The organism is Paenibacillus sp. FSL H7-0943 (assembly GCF_037963265.1).
GTDB classification, from domain to species: Bacteria; Bacillota; Bacilli; order Paenibacillales; family Paenibacillaceae; genus Paenibacillus_AQ; species Paenibacillus_AQ odorifer.
On sequence record NZ_CP150148.1, the window covers coordinates 4,512,500 to 4,537,959 of the forward strand.

Sequence of the window (25,460 nt, forward strand, 5' to 3'; positions counted from 1 at the left end):
AAGAGCCGCCATGATCACTCCAGCGGCTCTTTTAAATATCCCCTGCTTCCGTTACGGAGCAATTCCCCATACGAGAGCATCACTTTGATAAAGCGTCACTTTATCCCAGTTAGTATAAGCAGTTTTAGTAGCATCAAAGGAGTAGTCATTGGCTTCGTTAAAATTAGTCCAATCTGATTTATATATTCTGAGTTGAATATCTCCGGACTGGCCTCCAGCTGGAATGGAACCAGCCGAAGAAGCAAACGAAAGTTCAACGTAAGTGTCTGCATTCGTGCCAGTGTAGTCTGCAAAGGCGACTTGAACATTATTATTGCCGATCTGTGCCCAATCAATTGTGCCATTTAACGTCTGATTACTATCTTTAGTGAAATAATAACGGATTTTAAGATCGCTTAAGTTCACTGCGGTTGTGCCGTTATTTTTAATATTAAAATAAGGTTTGATCTGATTGTCTGTCGCATTAGTATCTCCTGCCCGATACTGCAACGTCAGACTAGTTGCTGCCGGAACTTGTGGAACAGCACTCGCTTGTGCCGAATTCACACTCTCTCCTGTACTATTGGTTGCGCTTACAACATAGTAATAGGTTGTTCCGTTCGTTAAGCCCGTGTTGATGTAGCTCGTTGCCGTTAGCCCTGTTGCTACAGTGGTGTACGGCCCTCCGCTTGTGGTTGCACTTTTCACAGTGTAACTAGTCGCACCACTGGATGCACTCCAGCTCAGGTTTACTTTTGCATCTCCTGCTGTCGCTACCAAATTGGTTGGCGCCGCGGGAACAGTCGCCACTGCTGCTGGAGCCGCACTCGCTTGTGTAGAATCCGCACTCTCTCCCACACTATTGGTTGCGCTTACAACATAGTAATAAGTCGTTCCGTTCGTTAGGGCGGTGTTAGTGTAGCTCGTGGTCGTTAGCCCTGCTGCTACAGTGGTGTACGGGCCTCCGCTTGTGGTTGCACTTTTCACAGTGTAGCTAATCGCACTATTGGATGCGCTCCAGCTCAGGCTTACTTTTGCATCTCCCGCTGTCGCTACCAAGTTAGTGGGTGCCGTCGGAACAGTCGCCACTGCTGCTGGGGTCGCACTCGCTTGTCCCGAATTCACACTCTCTCCTACACTATTGGTTGCGCTTACAACATAGTGATAGGTTGTTCCGTTCGTTAGGGCGGTGTTGGTGTAGCTCGTTGACGTTAGCCCGGTTGCTACAATGGTGTACGGCCCTCCGCTTGTGGTCGCTCGTTTTACTGTGAAACTAGTCGCACTGCTGGATGCCGTCCAGCTCAGGCTTACTTTTGCATCTCCCGCTGTCGCTACCAAGTTAGTGGGTGCCGCTGGAACTACAGTGCCCCCTCCGTTACTCAGAGGAATTACAGGGTAAGCATTCTGTACCAGCTGAACAAATTGATCATGGAACCAGTGGCCTGATACAGGCGCATTAGGTAATGCACCGGTCAGTGTGCCGCTTGAGCTGGTATAAGTTGGATCACACATTCTGTCAAAGCCCTTGCCTTCATTATTTGGAATGGCACTGCTGGAGCCGTCAGATTCTCCCGGAGGTTTCACCCAGACGAATGCATCCAAATGTGAGGCTGCATAACCTGCGGGTGCTGCTTGTGGAACTTCTCCAATTCCGGCACCGCTGGCATTACACCAATTGCCGCGATGGAGACGTTTATCAATCCGACCGGAATCCGCATAAGCGTTAACGGTTGTTCCGCTTGCACTAGTCGGACGATTAGGTCCTCCCCACCCGTTACGGGAAGTATCAATAAGGAAGCCGATCGTGGAAGGCCAACCTTTTGCTACAAAACCTGAATACAAAGCTGCTGTGAAATCAGCTTCATCAAAATACGGATTCCATTCATAATAACTTGCAGAACGAAGCTGCTGGCTGCCTATCGTAAGATTCGAATCTGGAAGATTAGGTTCTACTAGTGGAGTGGTATTGGCTGTATTCGTAATGAATCCATCGACACTAGCAAGTCCAGCTGTAGTGCCTGACACAACCGAAGTAAAGAGGTCGATAGCGGGGCCACGGTTAGTATCCCATCCGAGCCAGCCAGAGTGACCAATATCCATGTAAGTATACACATTTGGAATGGCATGGAGAGCATTTAAAGTGTAACGTGTAGCATCACGGTAAATATTCGTGGAGTTAGCTTGAGCACACTGTGGTGTGCTGAGATTAGTAACTAGATTCGGAAGCGAGTCCGGCTCTACGATCGTCACTATACGAATGTCACTATATTTGGGCTTTGCAAAAATACTGGCGATTACGTCAACATAATCTGATTTGTAGGTTGTCAAACCCGCTGCTGTCAGTGGCAGCTCGCCATTGGAGGCCAAAGCGTGGCAATCCCGCCCAGGCATATCATAAATTACGAATGTGGCTGTAATCGGCGTGTTTGGTTGCTTTTGCGCGAGTACGGAATCTAATGTTTCCTCAAGACTTTTTCTGCCTCCGTTTTCTGTCCCGCCATAAATTGCAGCAATTCGATCCAGCCATACGGCTGTCGGATATTTTTTAATGGTCTCCATCTTGGAAACTAAAGTACTATCGGTAACCTGAGCAATAGAGGTATCAATCAGTGCGGCATAATCAGGATTAACATATGCTGTAGCTCCTACAAACGGATTGTCAACATGTGCCTCACTGGCATACGTGGTAGAAGGAGCATATCCGGTGATAACTAAAGCCATGATCGTAAGCAATAACAACATTTGCTTCCTTAGTGCTTTTGTCATTTATTATTCTCCTTTCGACAATTAAATAAATTCGTAAATAATTTATTAATAGCCACGCGATGCTACAATTGCAGTATTCACTCCTTTAAAGAATGGTCACCTCCTCTATGCCTTACCCGCACTCATCATCACCTCCCCTCCGTTTTAAAGATCTAACAAGAGCCTAAATCCCCTAACTATTTAACATAAATATAATTTTATTTAATTTATAGAAAATTATCCCTTTTCTTGAATACTACCATATCCTATTTTTAATTAGAAGATAGTAGATGAAATAAAAGTTTAATAATGAGACTATAAGAATATTTGTTTATAAACTGGTAAATGATACAATGTGGAAGTGACAAGGTATTTTGAATTTTAAGTATTTTCGAAGTAACGCTAACAAACCTTTAAGGAGTGGAAAAAATGTCTATCGATGTTTATCTTAATTTCAATGGGAATTGTCGTGACGCAGCAGAGTTTTACGCAGAGGTGTTTGGCACTGAACGTCCACAAATCATGACCTTTGGTGAAACACCACCCGATCCCAATTTCACTCTTCCTGAGGAAGCTAAAGATTTGGTTATGCACACCCGCTTGAATATCGAAGGCAGTAATGTAATGTTTTCTGATGTTTTTCCAGGCATGCCTTTTATCGAAGGAAACAATATTAGTCTTTCCGTAGTTAGTAAGGATTTAGATAACATAAAGAAATATTTCGATAAGCTTCAAGAGGGCGGTAAAGTAGTTATGGAACTGCAAGAAACCTTCTGGAGCTCTTGTTATGGTAGTCTAAAAGATAAATTCGGCATCGACTGGCAATTCAATTATGATGACGGACGAATGAATATGTAATAAAAAAACAACGGGCATGGAGTAACTAACCTCCTGCTCGTTGTTTTTTTTGTTTTTCGCTTAAATTAGTCCATAATCAAATCGTACACACTAACCTTCCGAATTCGCCGGGCAACAAGCATAGACACCGCATAAGCGACTACTAGAATGGCTGCACACAATAGCAATACTTGAGGCAAACTAACCGCCAGTTGGACATTATAAATCCCTAAACTCGAGAGCAATAGTACAAACGCTGAGTCTGAGAAAAAATACCCCCCTATGCTCCCCAAAGCTACTCCCACCACAATCACCGGAAACAGACTAAAGGTAATCTGCGTCATCAGATTAAAAGTGGTATAACCCATTCCTTTAAGAATGCCGAACTCACGTTTCCGCTTCAGAATCAAAGTCTTAATCACTAAATACAAAATCAGACTGACTACTATAATCGTCACCACAGTGATGACTGCTGTCATAGAAGATACTGCGGCAGTGAATGTACTGAGCGTACTATCAACCGTTTCTCGAATGTTAGTAATGTTCCATTGCTTAGGGAAGCGTGCTTCCAGATCCTTCACAAAAGCTTGTGCATCTCCCCCCTCTTTCAGATACACATTGATGGACAGAGGGGTGTACTCCGGTTGAAGTCTTCTCATTCCATCACCGGTCATACTCGCCACCATTCCAAGTTGGCTAATCTGCTGGCTTAAGCCAGTAACCAAATAATTCTCCGTCACACCATTAAAAGTGATCGGGACCTCGTCCCCTATTTCTGAATTTTCCAACTTTGCAATAACACCGGAAATCACAATTTCATTATCATAAATTGGCTCTCGCCCTTTGTATATGGTTTGTGTCTCCAGCTTGCTATAATCGTCAGATACCCGGAGCATAAAGCTGGTGTTTTTAATCGAAGCGACCATGCTATCCAATACAGTCAACTTTTCAACCCCTGGCATGGCTTCTAATTCTGTAAACTTCCCCTGCTGTAGGTCACCGTTTTTCGGCAATAACAAAAAGTCGCTGCGTTCTATACCTACCAGTTCTATAACGGCGGAGGTATCTCCCTTAAAGTTGAAATTCAATATAGAGCAAAAAATACTAGAAAAGGTTAATCCGGCAACGATCAATACGATCATCATATTCTGTTTCGCCTGCCTTACTAAAGCTTTAAGGCTTAAGCTGAATTGCAGATTCATCCGGGATGTTTCGAGTGGAATTGGGTTCCGCTTGAAATTGTGAGTGAGGATTCCGCTCTGCAGAGCTGTAATCGGAGTAATGTTCCGAATTCGCCGGCTCGACAGATAGGTAACAAGTAGCACTAGTCCAGAGACAATAACCAAACTAAGCACTGCACTGACCCCTTCAAAGGATATTGGCCACAGAAGTCCGATTGAAGACGAAATCATATTCCCTACCAACGGCATAACCAGCCCAGATAACCCGCCTCCCGGTATAGCTGCAATGATGGAAACTGAGGTGAACTGTAGCAGAAGCGCATTTTTAATCTGCCATGAAGTATAACCGTTAGCTTTTAAAATACCGATGTTCGTTAAATTGTCTTCAATATGCCCCAATATTTGAAACCTGATGACAATAAGCGAGATTAGAACCATAATCAGTGCAAATACGATTAAAATGGCTGCTAAAAGATTAACAAAAACACGGTTCCCTTCGAGCCCAACCTCTGCCCGCATGACTTGAAATTGATCCGTACTTCCTGAGGCAAAAATCCGCTCACTAAGCATTTGCTCCAGCTTTACATCCTTTGAAGGATCGGTTAAATCTGCTGATAGATAGCTGTACTGAGCTTCAGTTCCAAGACGTTCCCCCAACTGTTTATAACCTTCATCAGTCAAAAAAACTTTTAAAGCTCCATTAGTTAACGTCCCTAGCAACGGCTCCTCAATAAAGCCACCTATGGTATAAGAAAATGAGTTATTATCGTATACAAAAGTAAAGGTATCCCCAAGGTTATACCCCGATCCAACATGGAACAAATAAGGCAAATAGATCATATTTGCATCCTTAGATCCTGGCGGAGTCGTTGTCTTGAACAGTCCCTTGGTCCGCGGTGTATCCATGTTAAGAATTATAAAAGCTACCGTAGTGTCCGTTTGTCCGTACTTCATTTTAGCATCTGCTAACAGAATTGCTGCTTCATTCTCCCAGGATTCTGTATATGAATAACTATCCACAAGCTCCTCATACTCTTCTAGATAATCATCTTTTGGAAAATATGCACTTATTTCTGGAGTCCTTAATTCAGTCATTTTTTCTTGCTGGAAGGAATTGAGCTTCAAAATGACCGTAAGACCAATGTTCAGCAGCAGCACAGCTATCATGATAAGAATGAAGAGCGTAACCGTAGCACTTTTTCTTTTACGAATATTGGACCAAGCTAATTTTCCTATTAGGCTACTCATCCCTACCACCCCAATTCGGTTAGAAAGGACTGTAATTGCTGCTGCCGTTCAGTTCCGTTATCTTCGCTATAAGGGGTAAGACGCAAATCTCCCACGATGACTCCATCCCGCAAATACAATATCCGATTTCCACGCAACGCGGTTTTAAAATCATGAGTAACCATAATTATACTTTGCCCTTGTCTATTCACCTCAGTAAGGACGCGCAGTACACCTATTCCTGCTGAACTATTTAACGCACCCGTCGGCTCATCGGCGAAAACCGCTTTTGGACTGTTGATCAATGCCCGGATAATCCCCGCCCGCTGAGCTTCGCCACCTGAGATTTGCGCCGGAAACTTGCCCCAGACAGAGTCATCCAGACCTACATCAGAGAGTAGCTTTTTGGCTTTTTTTACAGCACCTGCTCTATCCTTTTGTACAAGAAAAGCACTTGATAATACATTGTCGAGGACACTCATCGTATCCAGTAGATGAATCTGCTGAAACACGAACCCACAATTCTTCCGCCGGAATATCGCAAGCTGATCATTACTCATGGCTGTGATATCCTGACCTTCAAATAGAACCTCTCCAAGTGTTGGCTTATCCATACCCGAAATGGCATACAGCAGTGTTGATTTACCAGAACCAGAGCTGCCCATGATAATCGTAAAATCACCATGATATAAGGTCAGATCCAGATTTTTCAAAACATGCTGCTGAGTTCCTCCATGGGAGAAGGTTTTTCCAAGCTTATTAGTCTGCATCAGCACTTTATTATTCACTTCGCTCATGTTGAACACTCCATTTAGTTTCATGCTCATTAATTGCGCTAAAAAAAATCATAGCTCTACGCGAAATATAATGGCTGCAATCACAAGCTCATTCGTAATTGCAACCTTATCGTACGTTAAATGTTCTTAACATGTCTTTGTGCAATCCTTAGCTAATTCTTAATTCTGTCCTGCTAAAGGAATTAGCAGTTTGACTGTAAATCCGTCCTCCCGATTGGAGCACAGAATATCGCCTTGCATTTTTTGCATCATATAACGGGAAATGTACAGGCCTAGACCTGCACCATTCTGGCTCACGGCCAGACTGCCCCGAAAAAATTTATTGAATACTAAAGGCAGCTCCTCTTCAGGAACCCCGGGACCATAGTCCAGAATATCTACCTCCAGATAATGATCCGTGATCTCAAACTTAATATCTATGGGTGTGTCTGTGTAGGCATATTTGTAGGAATTATTCACAACATTATCGATCACCTGCTGCAACCGCAAGGGGTCCACCGTAATGAGACAGTCAGGCACAGACGCTGCTGAAATCCGTTCATAGAAATTTACATTATTTATAATTTGGATCAGCAGGTGGCTTTGCTCTTCCGTTAAGCTGACTTTAAGTTCATTTAGTTCCTCCAAGGTCGAATGGAACATATCAGTCACCAGACGATCAATCTGATCTGCTTTGGAGTACAAAGTGTTAAGCTGTCTGCCGGTCTTCTCATCCCTTGCGCTTAATAACATCAGTTCCGTGATCGCCTTTAACGAAGCAACGGGTGTTTTAATGTCATGACTGAGACTAGCAACCAGTTCCTTTTTACTTTTATTCGCCAAATATTCGCTGTGTCTAGCCGCTGCAAGCTCTTCCCGCATCATATCAAAGCTTTCGGTAAAAGCACCAAACAGATGATTACGATCCATCTCCAGCGGCACTTCCAGATCACCTCTCGCGATATGCTTCGCGAATTGCTGCATTTTGCGGAACGGACGGAGAACCGATCGATTCAGGAACCAAATATAGAGAACGCCTAGAACCGTAAGCAGAAGCAGCATCACAATAGAAACTTGTATAAATTGTTTTTTCATATGTATAAAGATCGCACGGTAATCATTATTAATAATCACCTTCCCCACCATCTTATCCTGAACAAAAACGTCCACTAGAGTATCCCGATTATTGATGGCTTCGTTAACAGTAACGGAAATCGCATTTCCCGTCTGATATTTAAGTACTCCCGTGGTATCTATAATGGCAAATTCATAAGGACTTTCCTTGTACAGCTTCGGATCAAGCTTGTCCCAGTTCTGTTCCGTGAGCTTCACAATGGTATTGATCGCCACTCTATCTGTTCCTGTCTCCACCTGCAAATTAAGAATTAGGAAGGTGAGCGCTAAACTTGCGGCAAATATAGTAAGCAGAAGGGCCAACAGCAGTTTTTTTGTCATAACTATTTGTCCTCAAAAGCATAACCGATGCCCCATACTGTACGGATGTACTGAGGATCATTAGGATTCTGCTCAATCTTCTCACGTAGATGACGGATATGTACATTTAAGGTGCCATCCCCCGCAAAAACATCTCCCCATACCTCAGTAAATAACTCCTCTTTGGGGATTACCCTATTTTTCTGCTGAATCAAATAGCTGAGCAATTTATATTCCATCGTTTTCAGCTTGAGAGCTACGCCATTAAGGTTTGCCCTCCTAAGTTCGGGGTCTATCTGGATAGGGCCGGCTTGGAGGATAGCTGCCTCAGCTATAACTTCGTTATTGTGGCGTTTAAGCACCGCCTTCACTTTTGCGAGCAGCACTCGCAGGGTATACGGCTTATGAATATAGTCATCTCCTCCGATATCAAGAGCAATCAATACATCATCTTCACTCGAGCGGGCACTAATAAACAAGATAGGAATCCCCATCGTCTGACGCAGCTCTTTGCATAACTGGAAGCCGGATTCACCGCCTAAATTAATATCTAGCAGTAACATTGAGACCTGATGCTCACGTAAAAAGCTTCGACAGGCATCAGCGCTTGTAACAAACGCGGTTTGAACATCGAACAAATTAAAATATTCGCAGGTGGTCTCCGCAAGTTCAGTTTCATCATCAATAATTAAACAATCATATCTCATGGATTTCTCTCCGCTTCAACAGAATTTAGTATTATGTTAGAATATGCCTTTAAGGAGGGGTTACCTGTGGATAAACAATCCCAGCGTCTGGAGCAATTTTTAGATAAATACGAACAAAGCTGGCCATTGAGCGGCACAGTCTTGATAGCTCAGCATGGAGAAATCAAGCTACAAAAAGCATATGGGTATGCGAATCTAGAACATCAGGTCCCGAACGCTATAGATACCAAATTCCGGATCTGGTCGCTAACCAAGTCATTCACTGGCATGGCGATTCTGATGCTAAAAGAACAAAAACGTCTGCGACTGGAAGATCCGATCTTAAAATATCTTCCTGAACAGCATGCATTCGAGGGGATGACCATCCTTCATCTGCTGGGACATACCTCGGGTATAGCCAACTACACTTCTCTACCCGAATATAATCAAAAATTAAATAAACTGAAGCTGACTCCCTTGGAGATGTTACAGCTATTTGTGAGTCAACCGCCTGCATTTATGCCTGGCACATCGTTTTCTTATAATAATTCAGGCTATTATTTATTGGGGATGATCATTGAAAAGATTACTGGCATGACATTTGAAGATTATATCACTACTTTTATATTACAGCCTCTTGGCATGGTAAATACAGGAGTTTATAACAATCAGCAAATCATTTCAAAATTAGCCTCACCTTATCATTCCTCATGGGGAGAGTATACTCAGGGTGAATACATACATATGAGCTCTATCCTGTCAGCGGGTGCTATGTATTCGACGGCTGCTGATCTTTTCCTGTGGGATCAAGCTTTTTACTCCGATCAATTAGTGTCTCACGATACTCTGGAGATGGCTTTTCATTCAAGTAATCTCAAATATCGATTTGGTTGGTTTTTGGACGAACGTTATGATCGTAAAAGAATGTATCATGGTGGTGCTTATCGCGGCTTCCGAAGTGAAATGCACAGATATCCAGAAGAGCAGACAACCGTCATCATGTTGACCAATTATGATTGTGTCCCCATTACCAAGTTAACGGAATCTCTATCTGGATTAGTATTCGGTGAGCCTGCTGAAATGCCGATATTCCCGCGAGCCTTTCCACTTGATGATAGCATGTATGCTGAATATATGGGGACCTATGAGGGATTTGGCTGCAAAGCGAGCGTAGAGCGTAGGGGCCAGGACTATTATTTTGTCTGGAATGATGAAGAGGTTACACCGTTCTATCCTATCTCAGAAACAAGATTCCATCATACCAAGCATGACAGTGAATTTGAATTTAAACGGAATGAACAGGGTGAGCTTTCATTTCTGGGGATGAAAAAAAACAAACGAGTGCCGCAATAGCCATAAAATAGCTACTGGGCACCCGCCTTTTTTCAGCTAAGGCCTAAGCCTTGGCCAAAATTATAAATTGCGTGAGCATCACGATTACCGCTGAAGACACCCCCAGCGAATTAATGATTGTTAAAGCATTTGGATAACTTTCTTTCCGAAATTGTGAGAACAAAGACACCGTCCATAACACGCTGAAAAATAACGACGACAACCCAGATACAGCTTCACTATCAATTCGTCTGCTCCGGAGAAACAATCCGGCAAGGGTGGCGACAGTATAAACAATATATATTACTAGCTCTATCGATGTGATAACGATCGCCTCGCCGGCAGAGAACAAACGCATTAACAAGTATTGAAAACCTAAACAGATAAACACAAGCTGGTTAAAAGATAGTCTCTTCACTCTCATAGCTTAGCTCCTTTAGGATATATTTTCACAAAAGACAACGCTTACATTGTACTAGTGATTGAATATATCTTCTGTGACTTTCCATACCCTGCCAAATATTAGTCAGATAATATCCTCATATACAAAAAAGGAAGTACACTTTGCGAAAAAGATCCGCAAGGCATACTTCCTTTTTTTACGATTCGATTGTAGATTTAGACGGAATGGGACATCTTAGTTCCAAAATAGAATGAACAGTGGATTTATAAGATGTTTTCTTAAAATTAGGAGGTCATTGCTGTGAGAAACAAACAATCCATTGTCTTCGTGACCATACCATTATCCGAGATCAAGAAGTTCATCCTTATTGATATTGTTGCTGGATGGGTCTTTTATTTTGCTATAAAATTCCCCTTCCATTCCTTAATTGCCGCCTCTGCCGGAAGCATGTTTGGTCCTATCCTCATACGCCAATCCATGAAGTTAGTTCAAAATCGCGCCAAGTTTTAAGGTTTTAAGAACTGCTCAATCTGTTTTTTATGATGCTTATCATGTGGGATAAAACTTCTCAAGTACTTGCGAACGCTGAATTTTTTGCGATCTCCATCCTTATATTCCTGATTGAATTCCTCTTCCGTTAACCCTGCAGCTACATCTATGATTTTAGTTCTATAACGTACAAATTGTTCAATTAATGTTTGTTCAGATAATAATTTAGCATATTCTACAGCGTTAGCATTAAACTCGTTAAAATCCAACTGCTTGGTTGTGATCGGTTCCCGGAGAATTATTTTCTTAATCGCACCTTCATAAAAATATTTATCCCATAACATAAGATGACAGATGATATCCTTTAAAGTCCATTTACCAGCTGCAATAGGCTGATTCCAATGTTTGTCTGATACTTCACCTAAAGATTCTACGAACGGGATGAGGGACTTAAATTCGAGTAACATTTGCTCATTTGTTTTTGCAGCCAGAGAGATCAACCTCCACATGAAAAATAAAATAATTCAGTCACAACATCTATGCTGCGTCATCCGCAGAAGCTGCGGACAGATCCGTATCGGTAGAGTCAGGATTCAGCCAAATCTCAATCAACTCATGGGTACGCTTCACATCATTTTCGTCAAGCATGTAATACCATTGATCCTTCCGTCTGCCCTCACCCTGCAACATATGGCTTGTGATCTCAGGAGTACCCCCTTCAAGGATTACTCTTTTCGCCAAATCAAGAATAAAGTCTGACTTCATATTGGTTTGGAAATTACTGCCTGCTATTTCGATGATTTTCTGTATATTAAGGATATTATCTACTCTCTTCATCCGTTCAAGCGCAGATTTCAAAAAGATCCGCTGCCGCTCCGTTCGTTTAAAATCAGAATCCTCGCGGTATCTTACATACATTAACGCTTCAGCGCCAGAATAAATCGGTTTGTTCGGTTCAATTCTTAATTTCTCATGATCCGGGCTCTTGTTCTCAATCACCTTGGTAATCGGAAGTTCAACACCCCCTAGAGCATCTGTAACGCCCACAAGACCGTTAAAATTAATAGTAGCGTAATATTCGATAGGCGCGTTTAATAAATTTTTAACGGTGTCTACACTCATCTGAGGACCGCCATAGGAATGAGCTGCATTAATCTTAGTTTCTTTCCTAGCTCCTTTAACCTTTTCCGCTCCGATAATTTCTGCATAGGAATCACGAGGGATCGACACGAACAATACTTTATGATCAACTGGCCGGATCACAGTATATATAATCGAATCAGAAAGCCCGTTCTCTTTTCCCCGCTGATCAGTACCCAATAGGAGGATAGAAAATGGACGATCCTTGTTATCCGCCGTTGGTTGTAATCCAGGAGCTTCAGCGTTTTCATTATTTTCTAAAGGAACGTATGATCCATCAAGCGTGTGTTCAATAGTCGGAGCCACAACATTATTAAATCCGAAAATCAGCAGTTCTTTACGAAAAACATAAGATCCTAGCCCAGCAATAAGTACGATAGCAAGCGTAAATAGCCAGATCTTTTTTTTCTTGCTGGTCTTAGTTTTCTTCTTCACCTTTTTTTTCTCAATTCTACTTAAAGAAAATGAAGAAGCTGAATGGGTAATCTGTTTATTTTTCATTCGGATCCTTAACCCTTCCTGATGACGGATTCTACCAGCCGGTAATAGGGAATCATGTAAGTTGTCTCAAAGCCTAATCTATGCGCTAAGTTGAAAGAACCTTCGTTATCCAGACGACACGCCCACACCGGCTCAAGCTGATGTTCTAGACAGTATTCTATTAAGGCTGAACAGACCGCGTAGGCATAGCCCTTCCCCCGATGTGCTTCTGAAGTTTCTATGCCTATTTCCAGTTGATGCTCATTAACAAAACCCGAAAATGCCGTAGAGGCAATTTCCCCAGCGTCAAGAATATTGAAGCCCAGCCCCTCAGCAAGAAATTGCTCTTCATTCCTCCAAAACGCCTTAGGACTGACATCTCCTGTTGCCGCCAAAAACCGTTCTTTGTTCATTCGCACCACTTCAAGGTCTTGGTTAAGATAAGAAGCTTTCTGTTTCAGATATTTCTCGCAATTAAAGCTGAAGTTGACCCTTGTATTTCTATGGAGCATTTCCTGTTCACTCCAATGAGCGATAACTTTCGGCCAGCCTCCCGCTGGATCAGCCTGCAGCAACTCTTGATGATGCCGAATCATATTTTTATTGGTTATGTAATCAAAAAGATCGCGCTTGAACTCTTCATTATCCGACTCTCCAATTAATAAAGACATTCCACAAGGGTGTGCAATGTAAAAAGCACGCGGGTTAACGATATCGTCAACATATACGCTGCCAGGTATGACTTGTTTAACCACGGACTCAGCAAACATCGTATTTATTTTCACTTTTCCTAAAGGCTCAATAGCTTTGTAATAATCTTTACGCTCTAGTCGTTTCATAATTTTCTCCTTAGATCTCACGTAATGTTTTGATAGATAACCACCAGTATGTGAGGATATTTTTTGCCGGATGACACTGTTACCTAAAATATCCCATTATTATAGACGATCTTAGGGTCGATAAGTTTCTATTTATAAGAAATTTGTGAGACAAAAAAAGACCATATCCTATCAAGGATTGGTCTACCCTATTTATTAATGATGATCTTAGGTTTTTTTCACAATCATATCGATCTCACTCTTCAGTAAAAGATATCTGACGACACTTCTCATGATCGGAACTTTAGTCAACTTATGCTGATCTACATAACTTTTCATTTGATCTTTAGACAGCCCGAGCAAGCTTCCCGCTTCAGACACCGTCAATACTTCTTTGTTACTTGTAGCGTTAAAGGTTTTCTTAACTTTTAAATTCCAGTCTTCAAACACCTGCATTTACATCCGCCACCTTTCTATAAAAAAATCCCCAAACGATACGTTTGGGGATTCATTTTACTACTTACAGTTTTACTACATTCTCAGCTTGTTGACCACGATTACCTTGAACTACGTTAAATTCTACACGTTGTCCTTCATCCAGGGACTTGAATCCGTCACCAGTAATAGCGCTGAAATGTACGAATACATCTTCTCCACCTTCAACCTCGATAAAACCAAAACCTTTGTCTGCGTTAAACCATTTCACTGTTCCTGTTTGCATAATATAATTACCACCTTATTTTTATTTACATGTTATTCTTATCCTCAAAAAATCTCTTGCAAAATCTCTAAAAAAATAAAAATTCACATATGGTACAAGGTTATTAACGTCTAAAGAATAACCCTCTACGCTATGTGAATTCGCCAGGTAAATACTTTCGATAGATTGATTATAACACAGCTAACACCAAATAGATACTCTACTGCATTATGAAGAAAATGGGAGGTAAGAAGGAGCTGTGCCATAATTGATTCTACGAGCGGTGACTGACCTCCTCACTTTCAAAATCCTAAAATCAACAAAACAGCGATTCTTCTGTTATCGAAGAATCGCTGTTCGGCGTTTTTTGGTCATTCGCGGCCTGCTACGACTACACATTCATTATCCTACGGGGCTTTCGGACTCGGTAGACGTTATTTACATGTTTTAATTCTTTACCGCTAGATTTCGGACTCCAGTGACGCTATTCCTTGGAAAGAGGCTCATAATAAGCATTTTTCGGTCCAATAGCTGCACTGGAGTCCGATAACATACCAAATATCGGATAATCGTACTTTTAAGGACCACTGTGTCCGTTAGCAGGTTACTAAGCGTATTTTCCAGTGACTAAGCATCTGCTTTCGACACAGCAGTCATTTTCATAGTTTTAGGTGACAGCCATTCTTTAAATTTGAAAAGGGAATCTAAATTTTAAAGTAAGATAATTTATCCAACAGGTCTTGCACCATTGAGCTTAGTGACTCCGACGAGGCTGAGATCTCTTCCATAGAAGCAAGCTGCTCCTCAGAGGCTGCTGCTACACTTTGGGAGTCAGAGGAAGCTTCCGAAGCAAGATCGGCTAATTGTTTAACGGTAACTGAAATTTGCTCCGTTCCCGCGGTCATCTGCTGTGCAGCTGCTGAGACCTCTTGGATCTGATCGGTTACCTGTGTCATCTCTGTCAGAATCGACGTAAATAAAAGATCACTATCAGATACACTCTGCACACCAAGAATTACTTTTTCATTGCCGACAGCCATCGCTTGTGAAGCTTGATTAGTATCTTGCACCACATCTTCAACCAAAGCAGTAACTTGTTCGGCAGCTTTTTTAGTCTGATCTGCCAGCATGCGAATTTCTGAGGCCACCACCGCAAAACCTCGGCCATGTTCACCCACTCTGGACGCCTCAATAGCCGCATTTAGTGCCAACAGATTGGTCTGTTTACTTATGTTCGAAATCAAGCCGATAATCCCGCTGATCTGAGCAGATCGTTCGCCTAAACGTTCAATCGCCAGACTCGTCTCATCTACAGACAGCTTTAACTCCGACATTTGATTCACTGCCATTTGCAGCTGCGCACTGCCCTTTTTCGTCTGATCGGTAACTTCATCTGCAGACGCAGACACCGATGACGAAGAGTCAGCGATCCGTTGCACTCCAACATTCAGCTCGCTCATCGCCATTGAAGAATCACCCGCATAATCATTCTGCAGCTGCGCTCCTTCGGCTACTCGTCCAATTGCCACAGCAATTTGTTCAGCAGCTTTCCCAGTCTGCTCAGCGTTAGCTGTCAGCTCTTCAGAGGTAGCTCCCACGGACATTGATAGATCAGCGACAAGTCCAAACATTTCTCGAAGCTTATGGGTCATATGATTAAAATGTGTAGCCATTTTCCCGAATTCATCATCATTTCGAACCTGCAGGCTTTGAGTCAAATCCCCCTGAGACATCAGCTGCAATTTCTCAGATAACAAGCGAAGCGGTTTAACTACCATCAACCATAGTTGAAGACCAACAATAACAGCTAAAATCAAAATCCCAATAATCATAATGATAAAAAATTCTGTTTTAGCTTGTTCATAATCAGCCATGATAACATCCTTAGAGATCGCTGTCTGTGTGTACCAGACCTGGTCACTTCCAGGCATTGGTATCGGAACAAAAGTCCGCAGCACGTCTTCTCCCTTGGAATTTATCGTGTATCCCAGTTTGGCCTCCCCATTCTTCACACGCTTCCACAGTACTGTTTTATCTTCTGTATCACCGAATTCTTTGAGTACACTTTGAGGATCATTTGGGTTGGCTGCATATTTGCCATTAGCAGTGATTAAAGAAACATAACCTCCCAGAGGTTTATAGTTAACGGCTTCTTCCTGCAATTGGGTTAACGAAACATCGAACCCTACAGTCCCCAGAAATGCACCCGTTTTATCCAAAATTGGCAGCATGACCGAAATCATCTCTATAGCTCCACCAGTCGTCTCATAGGAGTAGGGTTCAATATATACCGGTTTTTTCTCTTTTTTTGGTAAAAGGTAATAATCACCCGCACCTTCTACATCATAATTCTTTAAGGGTTCAACCTTTATTGCACCTTGATTTCTAAAGACATAAGGAATAAAACGCCCCGTACCATCATCATATGGCATCTTATTTATATTAGCCTGATCGTTCTGATCAAAAGCATTGGGTTCCCATAATATGCTCATCCCAAAAATTTCTGGTCTGTGCTCAAGCATAGTTTTCATTGTAGAAACAACATCTTCACGGTCCAAGGTTTGACGTTCTCTTGATTCAAGGAGTACTTCAGCGAGCGCTTCACCCGTCGACTGAATGTCTATCATTCTATTCTGAATGGTCTCCGCATAACTTTTTCCTGCGACCTCTGCCTGAAGTTCACCGTTGGATATGCTCACACTACGCAGATTAGCCAGGTTTGCGACTAAACTAAAGAAAAAGATCACAATAATTACTAAACTTACCACCATAACAAATTTAAACGTTAATGAAAGCCTTCGATACAATGCCATCTGAACAACTCCACTCTAGGATAATATATCTTTAATCGACAAAATACGACCTCTATTCAATAGGACTTATTACCTATAATTCAAGGGGTGAAAATTTAAAATTCTATCCATTCCAAAAGTATGTTTAAATAAAAGTAGCCTAATCAAAAAATAACATAATACAAAGGAGTTCATGCCGATGGAAATATCCTCTTTTTTGTTGCCAAAAGATCAAGTCGCCTATATCACTAACTCACTATCCATGCTGGAAGCCTTAGAACAATTAGAACAGCACCATTACACGGCTATCCCTATTATTGATAATGAAGGAAAATATGTAGGAACACTTTCGGAGGGTGATCTATTGTGGAAGCTGAAAAACACAGCAGATTTAACCTTTGACAATATAGGGGAAGTTCCAGTAAGCGACATCCAAAAGCATGTTCATAACGAAAGTGTTCTCATTAATGCAGAAATGGAGGATATGCTGACGCTTGCTGCGGATCAGAATTTCGTTCCTGTGATTGATAATGAGGGTGTATTTGTTGGAATTATTAGGAGAAAAGATATCATTGAATATTACACTCGCAACATTACAGATTAATAAAAAATGACCAATCTCCATTACGGAGACTGGTCATTTTATTTTTCATCAAAATTACAGTTCAGTCAGGATAATCGTTCCTTGTGGGGTAATCGCTAAAGTATGCTCATATTGTGCTGACAATCCGCCGTCAATGGTACGCGCAGTCCAACCATCCGCATCAATTTTTGTTCTGTAACTGCCTGTGTTCAGCATGGGCTCAATGGTAAATACCATCCCCTCTTTAAGACGAGGCCCTCTCCCTGCTGGACCATAGTGAGGTACTTCCGGAGCTTCATGCATTTCTGAACCGATCCCGTGGCCAATAAAATCACGCACTACAGAAAACCCGTTAGACTCTGCATAAACTTGGATGGCATGCGCAACATCGCCAATACGGTTGCCTGCAACCGCCTGCTCGATTCCACGGAATAAAGATTCCTTAGTAGTGTCTAGAAGTTTGGTCGACTGTTCACTAATATTGCCAATCCCGTAAGACCAGGCCGAATCTGCCAACCAGCCGTTTAAGTTAACAACCATGTCAATGGTTACGATATCCCCGTCTTTTAGCGGCTCTTTTTTCGGGAATCCGTGGCATATTACATCATTTACAGATGCACAGGTTGCGTACGGGTACCCATTATATCCTTTTTGCTCAGGAGTAGCTCCTTGAGACAATATAAATTTTTCTGCAAATTCATCAATTTCCCAGGTCGTAATACCAGGCTGCAAAATTTGCGCAATTTGACGATGACATTCAGCGAGAATTTTTCCCGCCGCACGCATTTTTTCGATCTCTTCCATCGTTTTCATGATAATCATAATATCGCCTCTTCTGTACAGAACACATCGCTCTCGGGCAACGGTTCTTCTTTTGTATTTAGTTTACCCTTTATATTATGAAAGAAAATCGCGAGAAATCCAAATCATTAGGCAAAAAAAATTATATTTTCCTTCCTGAATCTAAAAATAACATCATTTCTTATGAGAATGTTAGATGAAAGACGAGTGCCTTATCAGCAATTTCTCTTATCTTTCTAATAAAACATAAAGTTATTGTTATCGTTAAATTATTTATTATTCCTAAAAATTCCTTTATATGTTATATTCAAAATAACTGAGGAGGTGATACATGCCTGTAATTGAGTGCATTTACTGCAACCACCTGGAGGATACGCATAATCAAAGAAGCAACCCTATTTGATTAAGGAGGAAATGTTGATGAAATTCAGAAAGCATTTTTCGTTCCGGAAAATCAGTTTGTTAGTATTAATTAGTATCCTTACTCTTTCTATTTCTTTACCTCAACAGCAGGCAGCGGCAGCAAACACTTCTGTTAAAGGTTTTTATGTAAGCGGTACCACTTTATACGATGCTACTGGCAGTCCTTTTGTAATGCGTGGGGTGAATCATGCACACACTTGGTACAAAAACGATCTGGCTACTGCAATACCGGCCATCGCAGCGACTGGCTCCAATACCGTCAGAATTGTACTTTCTAATGGCAGCAAGTGGTCTCTCGATACTTTAGCTGATGTCCAAAATATTCTAAAACTTTGTGATCAGTATAAAATGATTGCCATGCTGGAAGTGCATGATGCTACGGGCTCAGACAACACCTCTGACCTTAACGCTGCAGTAAACTATTGGATCAGCATCAAGGATGCTTTGATCGGTAAAGAAGATCGTGTCATTGTGAATATTGCTAATGAATGGTACGGTTCTTGGAACACTGCAACATGGGCCAGTGGATACCAAGCGGCAATTCCTGCGTTAAGAAATGCGGGCATTAAGAACACTTTAGTTGTAGATGCAGCGGGATGGGGTCAATACCCACAATCTATTTTCACTAGTGGTCAGGCTGTATTTAATTCAGATACCTTAAAAAATACTATTTTCTCAATTCATATGTACGAATATGCTGGAGGTAATGCTGCTACAGTCAAGAGTAATATCGATAGTGCCTTGGCTATTGGAGCCCCTGTGATTATCGGCGAATTCGGTGACAAGCACACGGGTGGAGATGTCGATGAAGCCACCATTATGAGCTACACGAAGGAAAAAAAGGTGGGCTGGCTCGCCTGGTCCTGGTATGGTAATGGCGGAGGCGTTGAATATCTGGATCTAGCCAGCGGTCCAGCAGGAACACTCAGCAACTGGGGAAATACAGTCGTTAATGGAGCAAACGGAACCTTAGCAACCTCCGTGCTTAATAAAATTTACACAACACCTGGTTACCAACCTGTGCCGGATGGTGGCACTACACCAACACCTACACCTACACCTACACCTACAGTAACACCTACAGCCACTCCTACCGGCTCGCCAACCAGTAATCTGGCACTTTACTACCGTGCAGCAGATACCAATGCTACTGATAACTCAATCAAGCCCTACTTCAACATCTATAACAACGGAACAACGGCAGTCAATTTAAATGGACTGAAAATTCGTTATTACTTTACTAAAGATGGAAGCGCCTCTCTCAATGGAGTAATCGATTGGGCGCAGGTCGGTGCTTCTAATATATCGGTTGCCCTCGGGTCCACAAGTGGGACGAACGCCGACTCTTACGTTGAGCTTACTTTCAATGCTAGCGCGGGCTCCATACCTGCCGGTGGACAGTCAGGAGAAATCCAATTACGCGTGCACAAAAGCGACTGGTCTAACTTCAATGAAGCAAATGACTATTCGTTCGATCCAACCAAAGTTTCCTTCAGCACTTGGAACAAAGTAACCCTGTATCAAGACGATGTACTGATCTCCGGCATCGCTCCTTAAAAACATAAACCAGCGAGCCTCCCGGAATTGGAGACTTGCTGGTTTTTAAATTGAATCTGTTGTAGCGCAGATGTTGGGATCTTACTAGATTATTGTAGATCAAATGAAGGCTGCTGCTAGATTTGTCAGTCAACGGTGATCTACTGCTGTTAGCCTGCTCCCAGACTGTTACTACTTTGATGTTAGTTTACTGCCGGACTGTTACTACTTTGATGATAGTTTACTGCTGCTCGTCTATTGTTCCGCTAGTCGGTTGCTTCTCTTTTATTTGGCTGTTCTGCGTTACTTCACTATTGCTCCTGCTGTTCTGCGTATTACTCTACAATTGCTCCTACTGAGCTAATTTCACTCTGTCCCACTATCTAATATGACCCTTTCACTACTCTAATGTTAGTCTACTACCGCTCGTCTGCGCTCATCTGCCGTTCTTTACCTTTTGAGCGCTTTGTTGTGATTTTCGGACTCAGATGACGCTATTTTTGCGATTTAAGCCGTTTTGAGCAACTTTCGGACTGGAGAGCCGCTATTCCTCTGAAAAAGGCCTGTTCCTGTCTCTTTTCATCCCCATAACGGCGCTGGTGTCCGAACACTCGGCAAATTGGCAAGATTTCAGGAAATAAGGGCTCCTGAGTCCGTCACCTTGTTAGTCTACTGCCGCTCGTTGCGCTCATCTACTGCTCTACTATTGCTCATCTACTACTCTTCTACTACTCTTCTACAACTCTTCTACTTCTCTTCTGCACTCATCTGCTGCTCATCTGCCGTTCTTTACCTTTGGAGCGCTTTGTCGTGATTTTCGGACTCAGATGACGCTATTTGTGCGATTTAAGCCGTTTTGAGCAACTTTCGGACTGGAGAGACCTTATTCCTCTGAAAAAGGCCTATTTCAGCCTCTTTTCATACCCTTAACGGCGCTGGTGTCCGAACACTCGGCAAATTGGCAAGATTTCAGGAAATAAGGGCTCCTGAGTCCGTCACCTTGTTAGTCTACTGCCGCTCGTTGCGCTCATCTACTGCTCATCTACTGCTCTACTATCGCTCATCTAATACTCATCTGCTACTCGTCTGCGCTCATCTGCCCCTCATCTACTACTCATCTTCTATTCGTCTGCGCTCACCTACCGTTCTTTACCTCTGGAGCATTATGTGTACGACACGACACCCCGCGCATCTAACTACGACCAAACCACAAAAATCCCGGCAGCCATCAACTGGCCCCGGGACATTTTTAAATCTACTTTCATTTAGTCATGGAAATTAAGTCCAGAGGTAACGACTTTAACATAGTCTGCACGGATCACGAAATCTCCAAAATGCTCGCCTTGTTGACGTTCTTTGGCATATCGGTGAAGAATAGGTTCAAGCGTCTCTAGGATCTCCTTCTCATCTATGTTTTCTTTATACATTTTATTGAGGCGATCACCCGTAAAGCCTGCTCCTAAATACATATTGTATCTGCCAGGAGCCTTGCCGATAAACGAAATTTCACCCAGCGCCGGTCTAGCACAGCCATTAGGGCAGCCGGTCATTCGGATCACAATTTCCTCGTCACGCAAACCAGCTTTATCTATAACAAGCTCCAGCTTATCTATCAGCGAAGGCAGATAGCGTTCCGCTTCAGCCATCGCAAGTCCGCAGGTTGGCAGTGCTACACAGGACATGGAGCTGCGCCGCAATGCAGAAAGATGTGCTCCATCTGTTAGTCCATGCTGTTTAGCCAGCTCAGCTACTTTGCGTTTTTTGGCAGTAGTGACGTTGGCAATCGTTAGATTCTGATTCGGCGTTAGACGGAAATCTCCAGTATGAATCTTAGCAATCTCCCGCAAGCCAGTCATCAAGGTGTATCCTTCTTGGTCATGAATCCGTCCGCTTTGGATATAAAGTGTCAGATTCCATTTTCCGTTGGTACCCTTCACCCAGCCGTAACGGTCTCCGTTGTGATCAAAATGATAATCACGTGCTGCTTCAAGCTGCCATCCGAGTCTTTCATGCAGTTCGTCTACGAACCATTCCAGACCATGGCGGTCAATTGTATATTTGAACCGTGCATTTTTGCGGACAGAGCGATTGCCATAATCCCGCTGGATTGTTACGGTCTTTTCTGCCACATCAATCAACTGTTCCGGACGGCAAAAACCAATTATACGTCCCAACTGAGGATAAGTACTGGTATCGCCATGAGTCATCCCCATACCGCCGCCTACAGAAACGTTGAAGCCGACTAGCTTCTCATTTTCCAGAATAGCGATAAAACCCAGATCTTGCGAGAATACATCCACATCATTAGAAGGAGGCACCGCTAGACCAATCTTGAATTTACGCGGTAAATATACCGGACCATAGATCGGTTCTACTTCCGCACGTTCGCCTAAGCTATCTACTACCTTCTCACCGTCCAACCAGATTTCATGGTAAGCAGGCGTACGTGGTGATAAGTGATCACTTACTTTGCGCGCCCATTCGTAGACCTCTGCATGCACCTCTGACTGGTAAGGATTCGGATTACTCATTACGTTACGGTTAACATCGCCGCAAGCTGCCAGCGTCGTCATCAGCGTATCATTAATGCTGCGAATGGTTTTCTTAAGATTCCATTTGAGTACCCCATGCATTTGAAACGCCTGTCTGGTAGTCAGACGTAAGGTTCCATTGCCGTATTTTTGTGCCAGATCATCCATCACTAGCCACTGCTCTGGTGTCGCTACCCCGCCTGGGGCAACTACACGAAGCATGAACTGGAATGCAGGCTCCAGCTTTTGCCGTTCGCGCTCGTTGCGTAAATCCCGATCGTCCTGCATATAGCTTCCGTGAAATTTCAGCAGCCGATTATCATCTTCCGGCAAGCCTCCGGTAATCGGATTGCTTAATGTCTCAACAAGCGCGCCCCGCAGATAGTTACTCTCTTGCTTAATGTGCTCAACATCGCTTGGAGGCCCGCCGATCGGCTTAACCTTTTCATTGTTTGCCATTGTTGTTATCTCCCCCCGAAGTCATTCGATAACTTTCCTCTATCCATTAGTAAACATCACGTTGGTAGCGCTGCGCCTGCTGCATATTATCCAAATAAGCTGCCGCTTCTTCAGGACTCAGACCACCCTCATGCTGGATGACAGTAATCAGAGCAGAATGAACATCATGTGCCATATGCTTCTCGTCTCCGCAAATGTAAATATGAGCTCCCGCTTGCAGCCATTCGTAGACCTCGCGGCTCTTTTCCAGAATGCGTTGCTGAACATATACTTTCTCTTCGGTATCACGGGAGAAAGCAACATCCAGCTTAGTTAACAAGCCGTCTTTAAGCATTCTCTGCCAGTCCGTCTGATAGAGGAAGTCCGTCACAAAATGCCGATCTCCGTAGAACAGCCATGATTTACCTTCCGCCCCAAGCTCGCCACGTTCCTCCAGGAAAGAGCGGAAGGGTGCAACACCTGTGCCCGGTCCAATCATAATGATCGGTGCATCAGGATTCGTCGGAAGCTTAAAGTTCGGATTATGTTGAATGTAGATGGGCAACGTATCTCCCGGCTGGACTCTTTCAGCACAATGTACCGAGCAGACCCCATAACGCTCACGGCCATGTGCCTCATAACGTACAGCTCTAACCGTTAAATGAACCTCATCTGGATTAGCTTTATAGCTGCTGGCAATTGAATAGAGTCGTGCCGGAAGCTTGCGCAAAATAGTCACAAAGCTACTGGCCGAACCCTCCCATGGAGAGAAGTCCTGAACCAAATCGAGCAGATCGCGGCCTTGAATATATTCCTTAAGCTGTTGCGCACGTTCTGGCGACAATAGATCACTTAATTGGTTAGAAGAAGATAACTTCGCCGCTTGTTCAAGTAACGGTTTGGTCAATACAGTGATTTCATAGTGGTGAAGAAGGGCCTCACGTAAGGTGCCGTCTTCCCCTTTTTTATTAAATGGAACAATATCATTAGGATTCCAGCCCATAGTATGAATAATAGCGTCTACCAATTCAGGATGATTCTCCGGATAGACACCCAGCGCATCCCCTGGCTCAAATTGTATGTTAGAACCTTCTAGGGATAGCTCCAAATGGCGGGTCTCACGGTCAGAACCACGTCCGTTCAGATTTAGATTCTCCAATACTTCCGCTTTAAAAGGATTGTTGCGGGTATACAAAGGCTCCTGAGAATCTGCGTCTTCCGCAGCTTGAACCGCTTTTGCCGCAATGGCCGGAGCATTTAAATGTGCATTTAAGGCACCAATCACGCCTTCAAACCACTCGGTAACCGAATCATCATAATCAAGATCACAATCCACACGCGGACTTAACCGCTTGCCGCCAAGTTCCTCAAGCCGCTGATCGAAATCCTTGCCGGTCTGACAAAAGAATTCATAAGAGGTATCCCCCAGTGCCAGCACTGAGAACTTCAGATTCTCTAATTGAGGGGCTCTTTTGCTATAGAGAAATTCATGGAACATCCGTGCATTATCTGGCGGCTCGCCTTCACCGTGTGTACTGACCAGCAATAGGAGGTTCTCAACCTTCTTAAGCGCATTGGGCTTAAAGCTGTTCATCGCAGTGAGTGTGACCTGAAATCCTTGCTCCTCCAGCTTGCGGGACAAGCTCCCAGCCAGCCGTTGGCAGTTCCCTGTCTGGGACCCAAACAACACGGTCACTTCACGTGAAGCTACAGGTTGACTAACGGCACTACCTTCCACATTTCCTATCGTATTTGATTGTACTAATTGAACCTCGGCACCTGCCGATGATGCAGTAGTAAGGCCCATGGCTGACAAATAACCGCTAAGCCATATTTGCTGTGTCTCCGTTAAGGATGGTAGAAGACGATTGAGTAGCTCGACTTGGCTCTCGTTAAAAGGACTGTTCGTTACCTGTAGTTGCAACAATATCCACCTCTCCTAAACATGAAATCTTCTGATGATCCGTACCTCATGAAATCAGGCTATCACAATAATTGTAAACGATCAATGATGTCGATTTACCCTAATAATTGTAATTTATTGAAAAAGTATCTATAAAGTACGTAAAAACCGATCAAAACAGTATGATTTAACCTGTTTTGATCGGTTTCATTATAAAAAGTGATAC

20 protein-coding genes are annotated in these 25,460 nt (G+C 43.0%); 5 read left to right on the forward strand and 15 right to left on the reverse strand.

Annotated features, from left to right (window positions below; translation table 11 throughout):
* Window positions 1-51: 51 nt before the first annotated feature.
* Window positions 52-2,700, reverse strand: coding sequence for a glycoside hydrolase family 6 protein (locus tag NSQ55_RS19790; RefSeq protein ID WP_339174561.1), 2,649 nt, complete (start codon window positions 2,698-2,700; stop codon window positions 52-54).
* Window positions 2,701-3,153: 453 nt separating this feature from the next.
* On the opposite strand from NSQ55_RS19790, the gene NSQ55_RS19795 reads away from it, so the two are divergent.
* Entirely contained in the window at window positions 3,154-3,582 is a 429-nt protein-coding gene (locus NSQ55_RS19795; RefSeq protein WP_076307627.1) for a VOC family protein, read from the forward strand.
* A gap of 65 nt (window positions 3,583-3,647) precedes the next feature.
* Here the strand turns inward: NSQ55_RS19795 and NSQ55_RS19800 are convergent, their stop codons facing one another.
* The 4 genes from NSQ55_RS19800 to NSQ55_RS19815 form a co-directional block, all read right to left on the reverse strand.
* The gene (locus NSQ55_RS19800; RefSeq protein ID WP_339168689.1) at window positions 3,648-5,990 is read right to left on the reverse strand and encodes an ABC transporter permease; all 2,343 of its coding nucleotides are present in this window, start codon (window positions 5,988-5,990) and stop codon (window positions 3,648-3,650) included.
* Between the two features lie 2 nt (window positions 5,991-5,992).
* A complete protein-coding gene (locus NSQ55_RS19805) occupies window positions 5,993-6,766 on the reverse strand; it encodes an ABC transporter ATP-binding protein (protein ID WP_339168691.1) in 774 nt (257 codons plus the stop codon).
* Between the two features lie 159 nt (window positions 6,767-6,925).
* Window positions 6,926-8,200, reverse strand: coding sequence for a HAMP domain-containing sensor histidine kinase (locus tag NSQ55_RS19810; protein WP_076190536.1), 1,275 nt, complete (start codon window positions 8,198-8,200; stop codon window positions 6,926-6,928).
* Between the two features lie 2 nt (window positions 8,201-8,202).
* Entirely contained in the window at window positions 8,203-8,886 is a 684-nt protein-coding gene (locus NSQ55_RS19815; protein ID WP_339168693.1) for a response regulator transcription factor, read from the reverse strand.
* Between the two features lie 66 nt (window positions 8,887-8,952).
* On the opposite strand from NSQ55_RS19815, the gene NSQ55_RS19820 reads away from it, so the two are divergent.
* On the forward strand, window positions 8,953-10,218 hold the full coding sequence (locus tag NSQ55_RS19820; RefSeq protein WP_339168695.1) for a serine hydrolase domain-containing protein: 1,266 nt from the start codon (window positions 8,953-8,955) through the stop codon (window positions 10,216-10,218).
* A 43-nt stretch (window positions 10,219-10,261) separates the two neighbouring features.
* Here the strand turns inward: NSQ55_RS19820 and NSQ55_RS19825 are convergent, their stop codons facing one another.
* Window positions 10,262-10,621 carry a hypothetical protein gene (locus NSQ55_RS19825; RefSeq protein WP_036685802.1) on the reverse strand — a complete coding sequence of 120 codons (360 nt, stop codon included), beginning with the start codon at window positions 10,619-10,621 and terminating at the stop codon, window positions 10,262-10,264.
* Between the two features lie 279 nt (window positions 10,622-10,900).
* Between NSQ55_RS19825 and NSQ55_RS19830 the strand changes: the two genes are divergently transcribed.
* Window positions 10,901-11,110 carry a hypothetical protein gene (locus NSQ55_RS19830; protein WP_076100132.1) on the forward strand — a complete coding sequence of 70 codons (210 nt, stop codon included), beginning with the start codon at window positions 10,901-10,903 and terminating at the stop codon, window positions 11,108-11,110.
* On the opposite strand, the gene NSQ55_RS19835 is transcribed toward NSQ55_RS19830, so the two are convergent.
* The 6 genes from NSQ55_RS19835 to NSQ55_RS19860 all read right to left on the reverse strand — a co-directional run bounded on the left by NSQ55_RS19835 (window position 11,107) and on the right by NSQ55_RS19860 (window position 17,040).
* Complete coding sequence (locus NSQ55_RS19835; RefSeq protein WP_339168699.1) at window positions 11,107-11,589, reverse strand: DinB family protein; 483 nt, start codon at window positions 11,587-11,589, stop codon at window positions 11,107-11,109. The genes NSQ55_RS19830 and NSQ55_RS19835 overlap by 4 nt on opposite strands.
* Before the next feature lie 37 nt (window positions 11,590-11,626).
* Window positions 11,627-12,730 (reverse strand): LCP family protein, encoded by a 1,104-nt coding sequence (locus tag NSQ55_RS19840; RefSeq protein WP_339168700.1) that lies wholly within the window; start codon window positions 12,728-12,730, stop codon window positions 11,627-11,629.
* An 8-nt stretch (window positions 12,731-12,738) separates the two neighbouring features.
* On the reverse strand, window positions 12,739-13,548 hold the full coding sequence (locus NSQ55_RS19845) for a GNAT family N-acetyltransferase (protein WP_339168701.1): 810 nt from the start codon (window positions 13,546-13,548) through the stop codon (window positions 12,739-12,741).
* A 207-nt stretch (window positions 13,549-13,755) separates the two neighbouring features.
* Window positions 13,756-13,983 (reverse strand): hypothetical protein, encoded by a 228-nt coding sequence (locus NSQ55_RS19850; protein ID WP_038572358.1) that lies wholly within the window; start codon window positions 13,981-13,983, stop codon window positions 13,756-13,758.
* 64 nt (window positions 13,984-14,047) lie between these two features.
* Entirely contained in the window at window positions 14,048-14,248 is a 201-nt protein-coding gene (locus tag NSQ55_RS19855; protein WP_036685790.1) for a cold-shock protein, read from the reverse strand.
* Between the two features lie 683 nt (window positions 14,249-14,931).
* Window positions 14,932-17,040, reverse strand: coding sequence for a methyl-accepting chemotaxis protein (locus tag NSQ55_RS19860; protein ID WP_339168704.1), 2,109 nt, complete (start codon window positions 17,038-17,040; stop codon window positions 14,932-14,934).
* A gap of 178 nt (window positions 17,041-17,218) precedes the next feature.
* On the opposite strand from NSQ55_RS19860, the gene NSQ55_RS19865 reads away from it, so the two are divergent.
* Window positions 17,219-17,623 carry a CBS domain-containing protein gene (locus NSQ55_RS19865; protein ID WP_038572361.1) on the forward strand — a complete coding sequence of 135 codons (405 nt, stop codon included), beginning with the start codon at window positions 17,219-17,221 and terminating at the stop codon, window positions 17,621-17,623.
* Window positions 17,624-17,677: 54 nt separating this feature from the next.
* Here the strand turns inward: NSQ55_RS19865 and map are convergent, their stop codons facing one another.
* Window positions 17,678-18,424: a type I methionyl aminopeptidase gene (gene map / locus NSQ55_RS19870; RefSeq protein ID WP_076278759.1), complete on the reverse strand. Its 747-nt coding sequence runs from the start codon at window positions 18,422-18,424 to the stop codon at window positions 17,678-17,680.
* 399 nt (window positions 18,425-18,823) lie between these two features.
* Between map and NSQ55_RS19875 the strand changes: the two genes are divergently transcribed.
* Window positions 18,824-20,383 (forward strand): cellulase family glycosylhydrolase, encoded by a 1,560-nt coding sequence (locus tag NSQ55_RS19875; RefSeq protein ID WP_339168708.1) that lies wholly within the window; start codon window positions 18,824-18,826, stop codon window positions 20,381-20,383.
* A gap of 1,244 nt (window positions 20,384-21,627) precedes the next feature.
* Here NSQ55_RS19875 and cysI read toward each other — a convergent pair.
* Both cysI and NSQ55_RS19885 read right to left on the reverse strand, forming a co-directional pair.
* A complete protein-coding gene (gene cysI / locus NSQ55_RS19880) occupies window positions 21,628-23,352 on the reverse strand; it encodes an assimilatory sulfite reductase (NADPH) hemoprotein subunit (protein WP_339168711.1) in 1,725 nt (574 codons plus the stop codon).
* Between the two features lie 46 nt (window positions 23,353-23,398).
* Entirely contained in the window at window positions 23,399-25,255 is a 1,857-nt protein-coding gene (locus tag NSQ55_RS19885; RefSeq protein WP_339174563.1) for an assimilatory sulfite reductase (NADPH) flavoprotein subunit, read from the reverse strand.
* Between the last annotated feature and the right edge of the window lie 205 nt (window positions 25,256-25,460).

Coding starts and splice junctions, on each gene's coding strand:
- NSQ55_RS19790 (WP_339174561.1), bottom strand. CDS start 2,700: ATGGCTTTAGTTATCACCGGATATGCTCCTTCTACCACGTATGCCAGT.
- NSQ55_RS19795 (WP_076307627.1), top strand. CDS start 3,154: ATGTCTATCGATGTTTATCTTAATTTCAATGGGAATTGTCGTGACGCA.
- NSQ55_RS19800 (WP_339168689.1), bottom strand. CDS start 5,990: ATGAGTAGCCTAATAGGAAAATTAGCTTGGTCCAATATTCGTAAAAGA.
- NSQ55_RS19805 (WP_339168691.1), bottom strand. CDS start 6,766: ATGAGCGAAGTGAATAATAAAGTGCTGATGCAGACTAATAAGCTTGGA.
- NSQ55_RS19810 (WP_076190536.1), bottom strand. CDS start 8,200: ATGACAAAAAAACTGCTGTTGGCCCTTCTGCTTACTATATTTGCCGCA.
- NSQ55_RS19815 (WP_339168693.1), bottom strand. CDS start 8,886: ATGAGATATGATTGTTTAATTATTGATGATGAAACTGAACTTGCGGAG.
- NSQ55_RS19825 (WP_036685802.1), bottom strand. CDS start 10,621: ATGAGAGTGAAGAGACTATCTTTTAACCAGCTTGTGTTTATCTGTTTA.
- NSQ55_RS19840 (WP_339168700.1), bottom strand. CDS start 12,730: ATGAAAAATAAACAGATTACCCATTCAGCTTCTTCATTTTCTTTAAGT.
- NSQ55_RS19845 (WP_339168701.1), bottom strand. CDS start 13,548: ATGAAACGACTAGAGCGTAAAGATTATTACAAAGCTATTGAGCCTTTA.
- NSQ55_RS19850 (WP_038572358.1), bottom strand. CDS start 13,983: ATGCAGGTGTTTGAAGACTGGAATTTAAAAGTTAAGAAAACCTTTAAC.
- NSQ55_RS19855 (WP_036685790.1), bottom strand. CDS start 14,248: ATGCAAACAGGAACAGTGAAATGGTTTAACGCAGACAAAGGTTTTGGT.
- NSQ55_RS19860 (WP_339168704.1), bottom strand. CDS start 17,040: ATGGCATTGTATCGAAGGCTTTCATTAACGTTTAAATTTGTTATGGTG.
- NSQ55_RS19865 (WP_038572361.1), top strand. CDS start 17,219: ATGGAAATATCCTCTTTTTTGTTGCCAAAAGATCAAGTCGCCTATATC.
- map (WP_076278759.1), bottom strand. CDS start 18,424: ATGATTATCATGAAAACGATGGAAGAGATCGAAAAAATGCGTGCGGCG.
- NSQ55_RS19875 (WP_339168708.1), top strand. CDS start 18,824: ATGAAATTCAGAAAGCATTTTTCGTTCCGGAAAATCAGTTTGTTAGTA.
- cysI (WP_339168711.1), bottom strand. CDS start 23,352: ATGGCAAACAATGAAAAGGTTAAGCCGATCGGCGGGCCTCCAAGCGAT.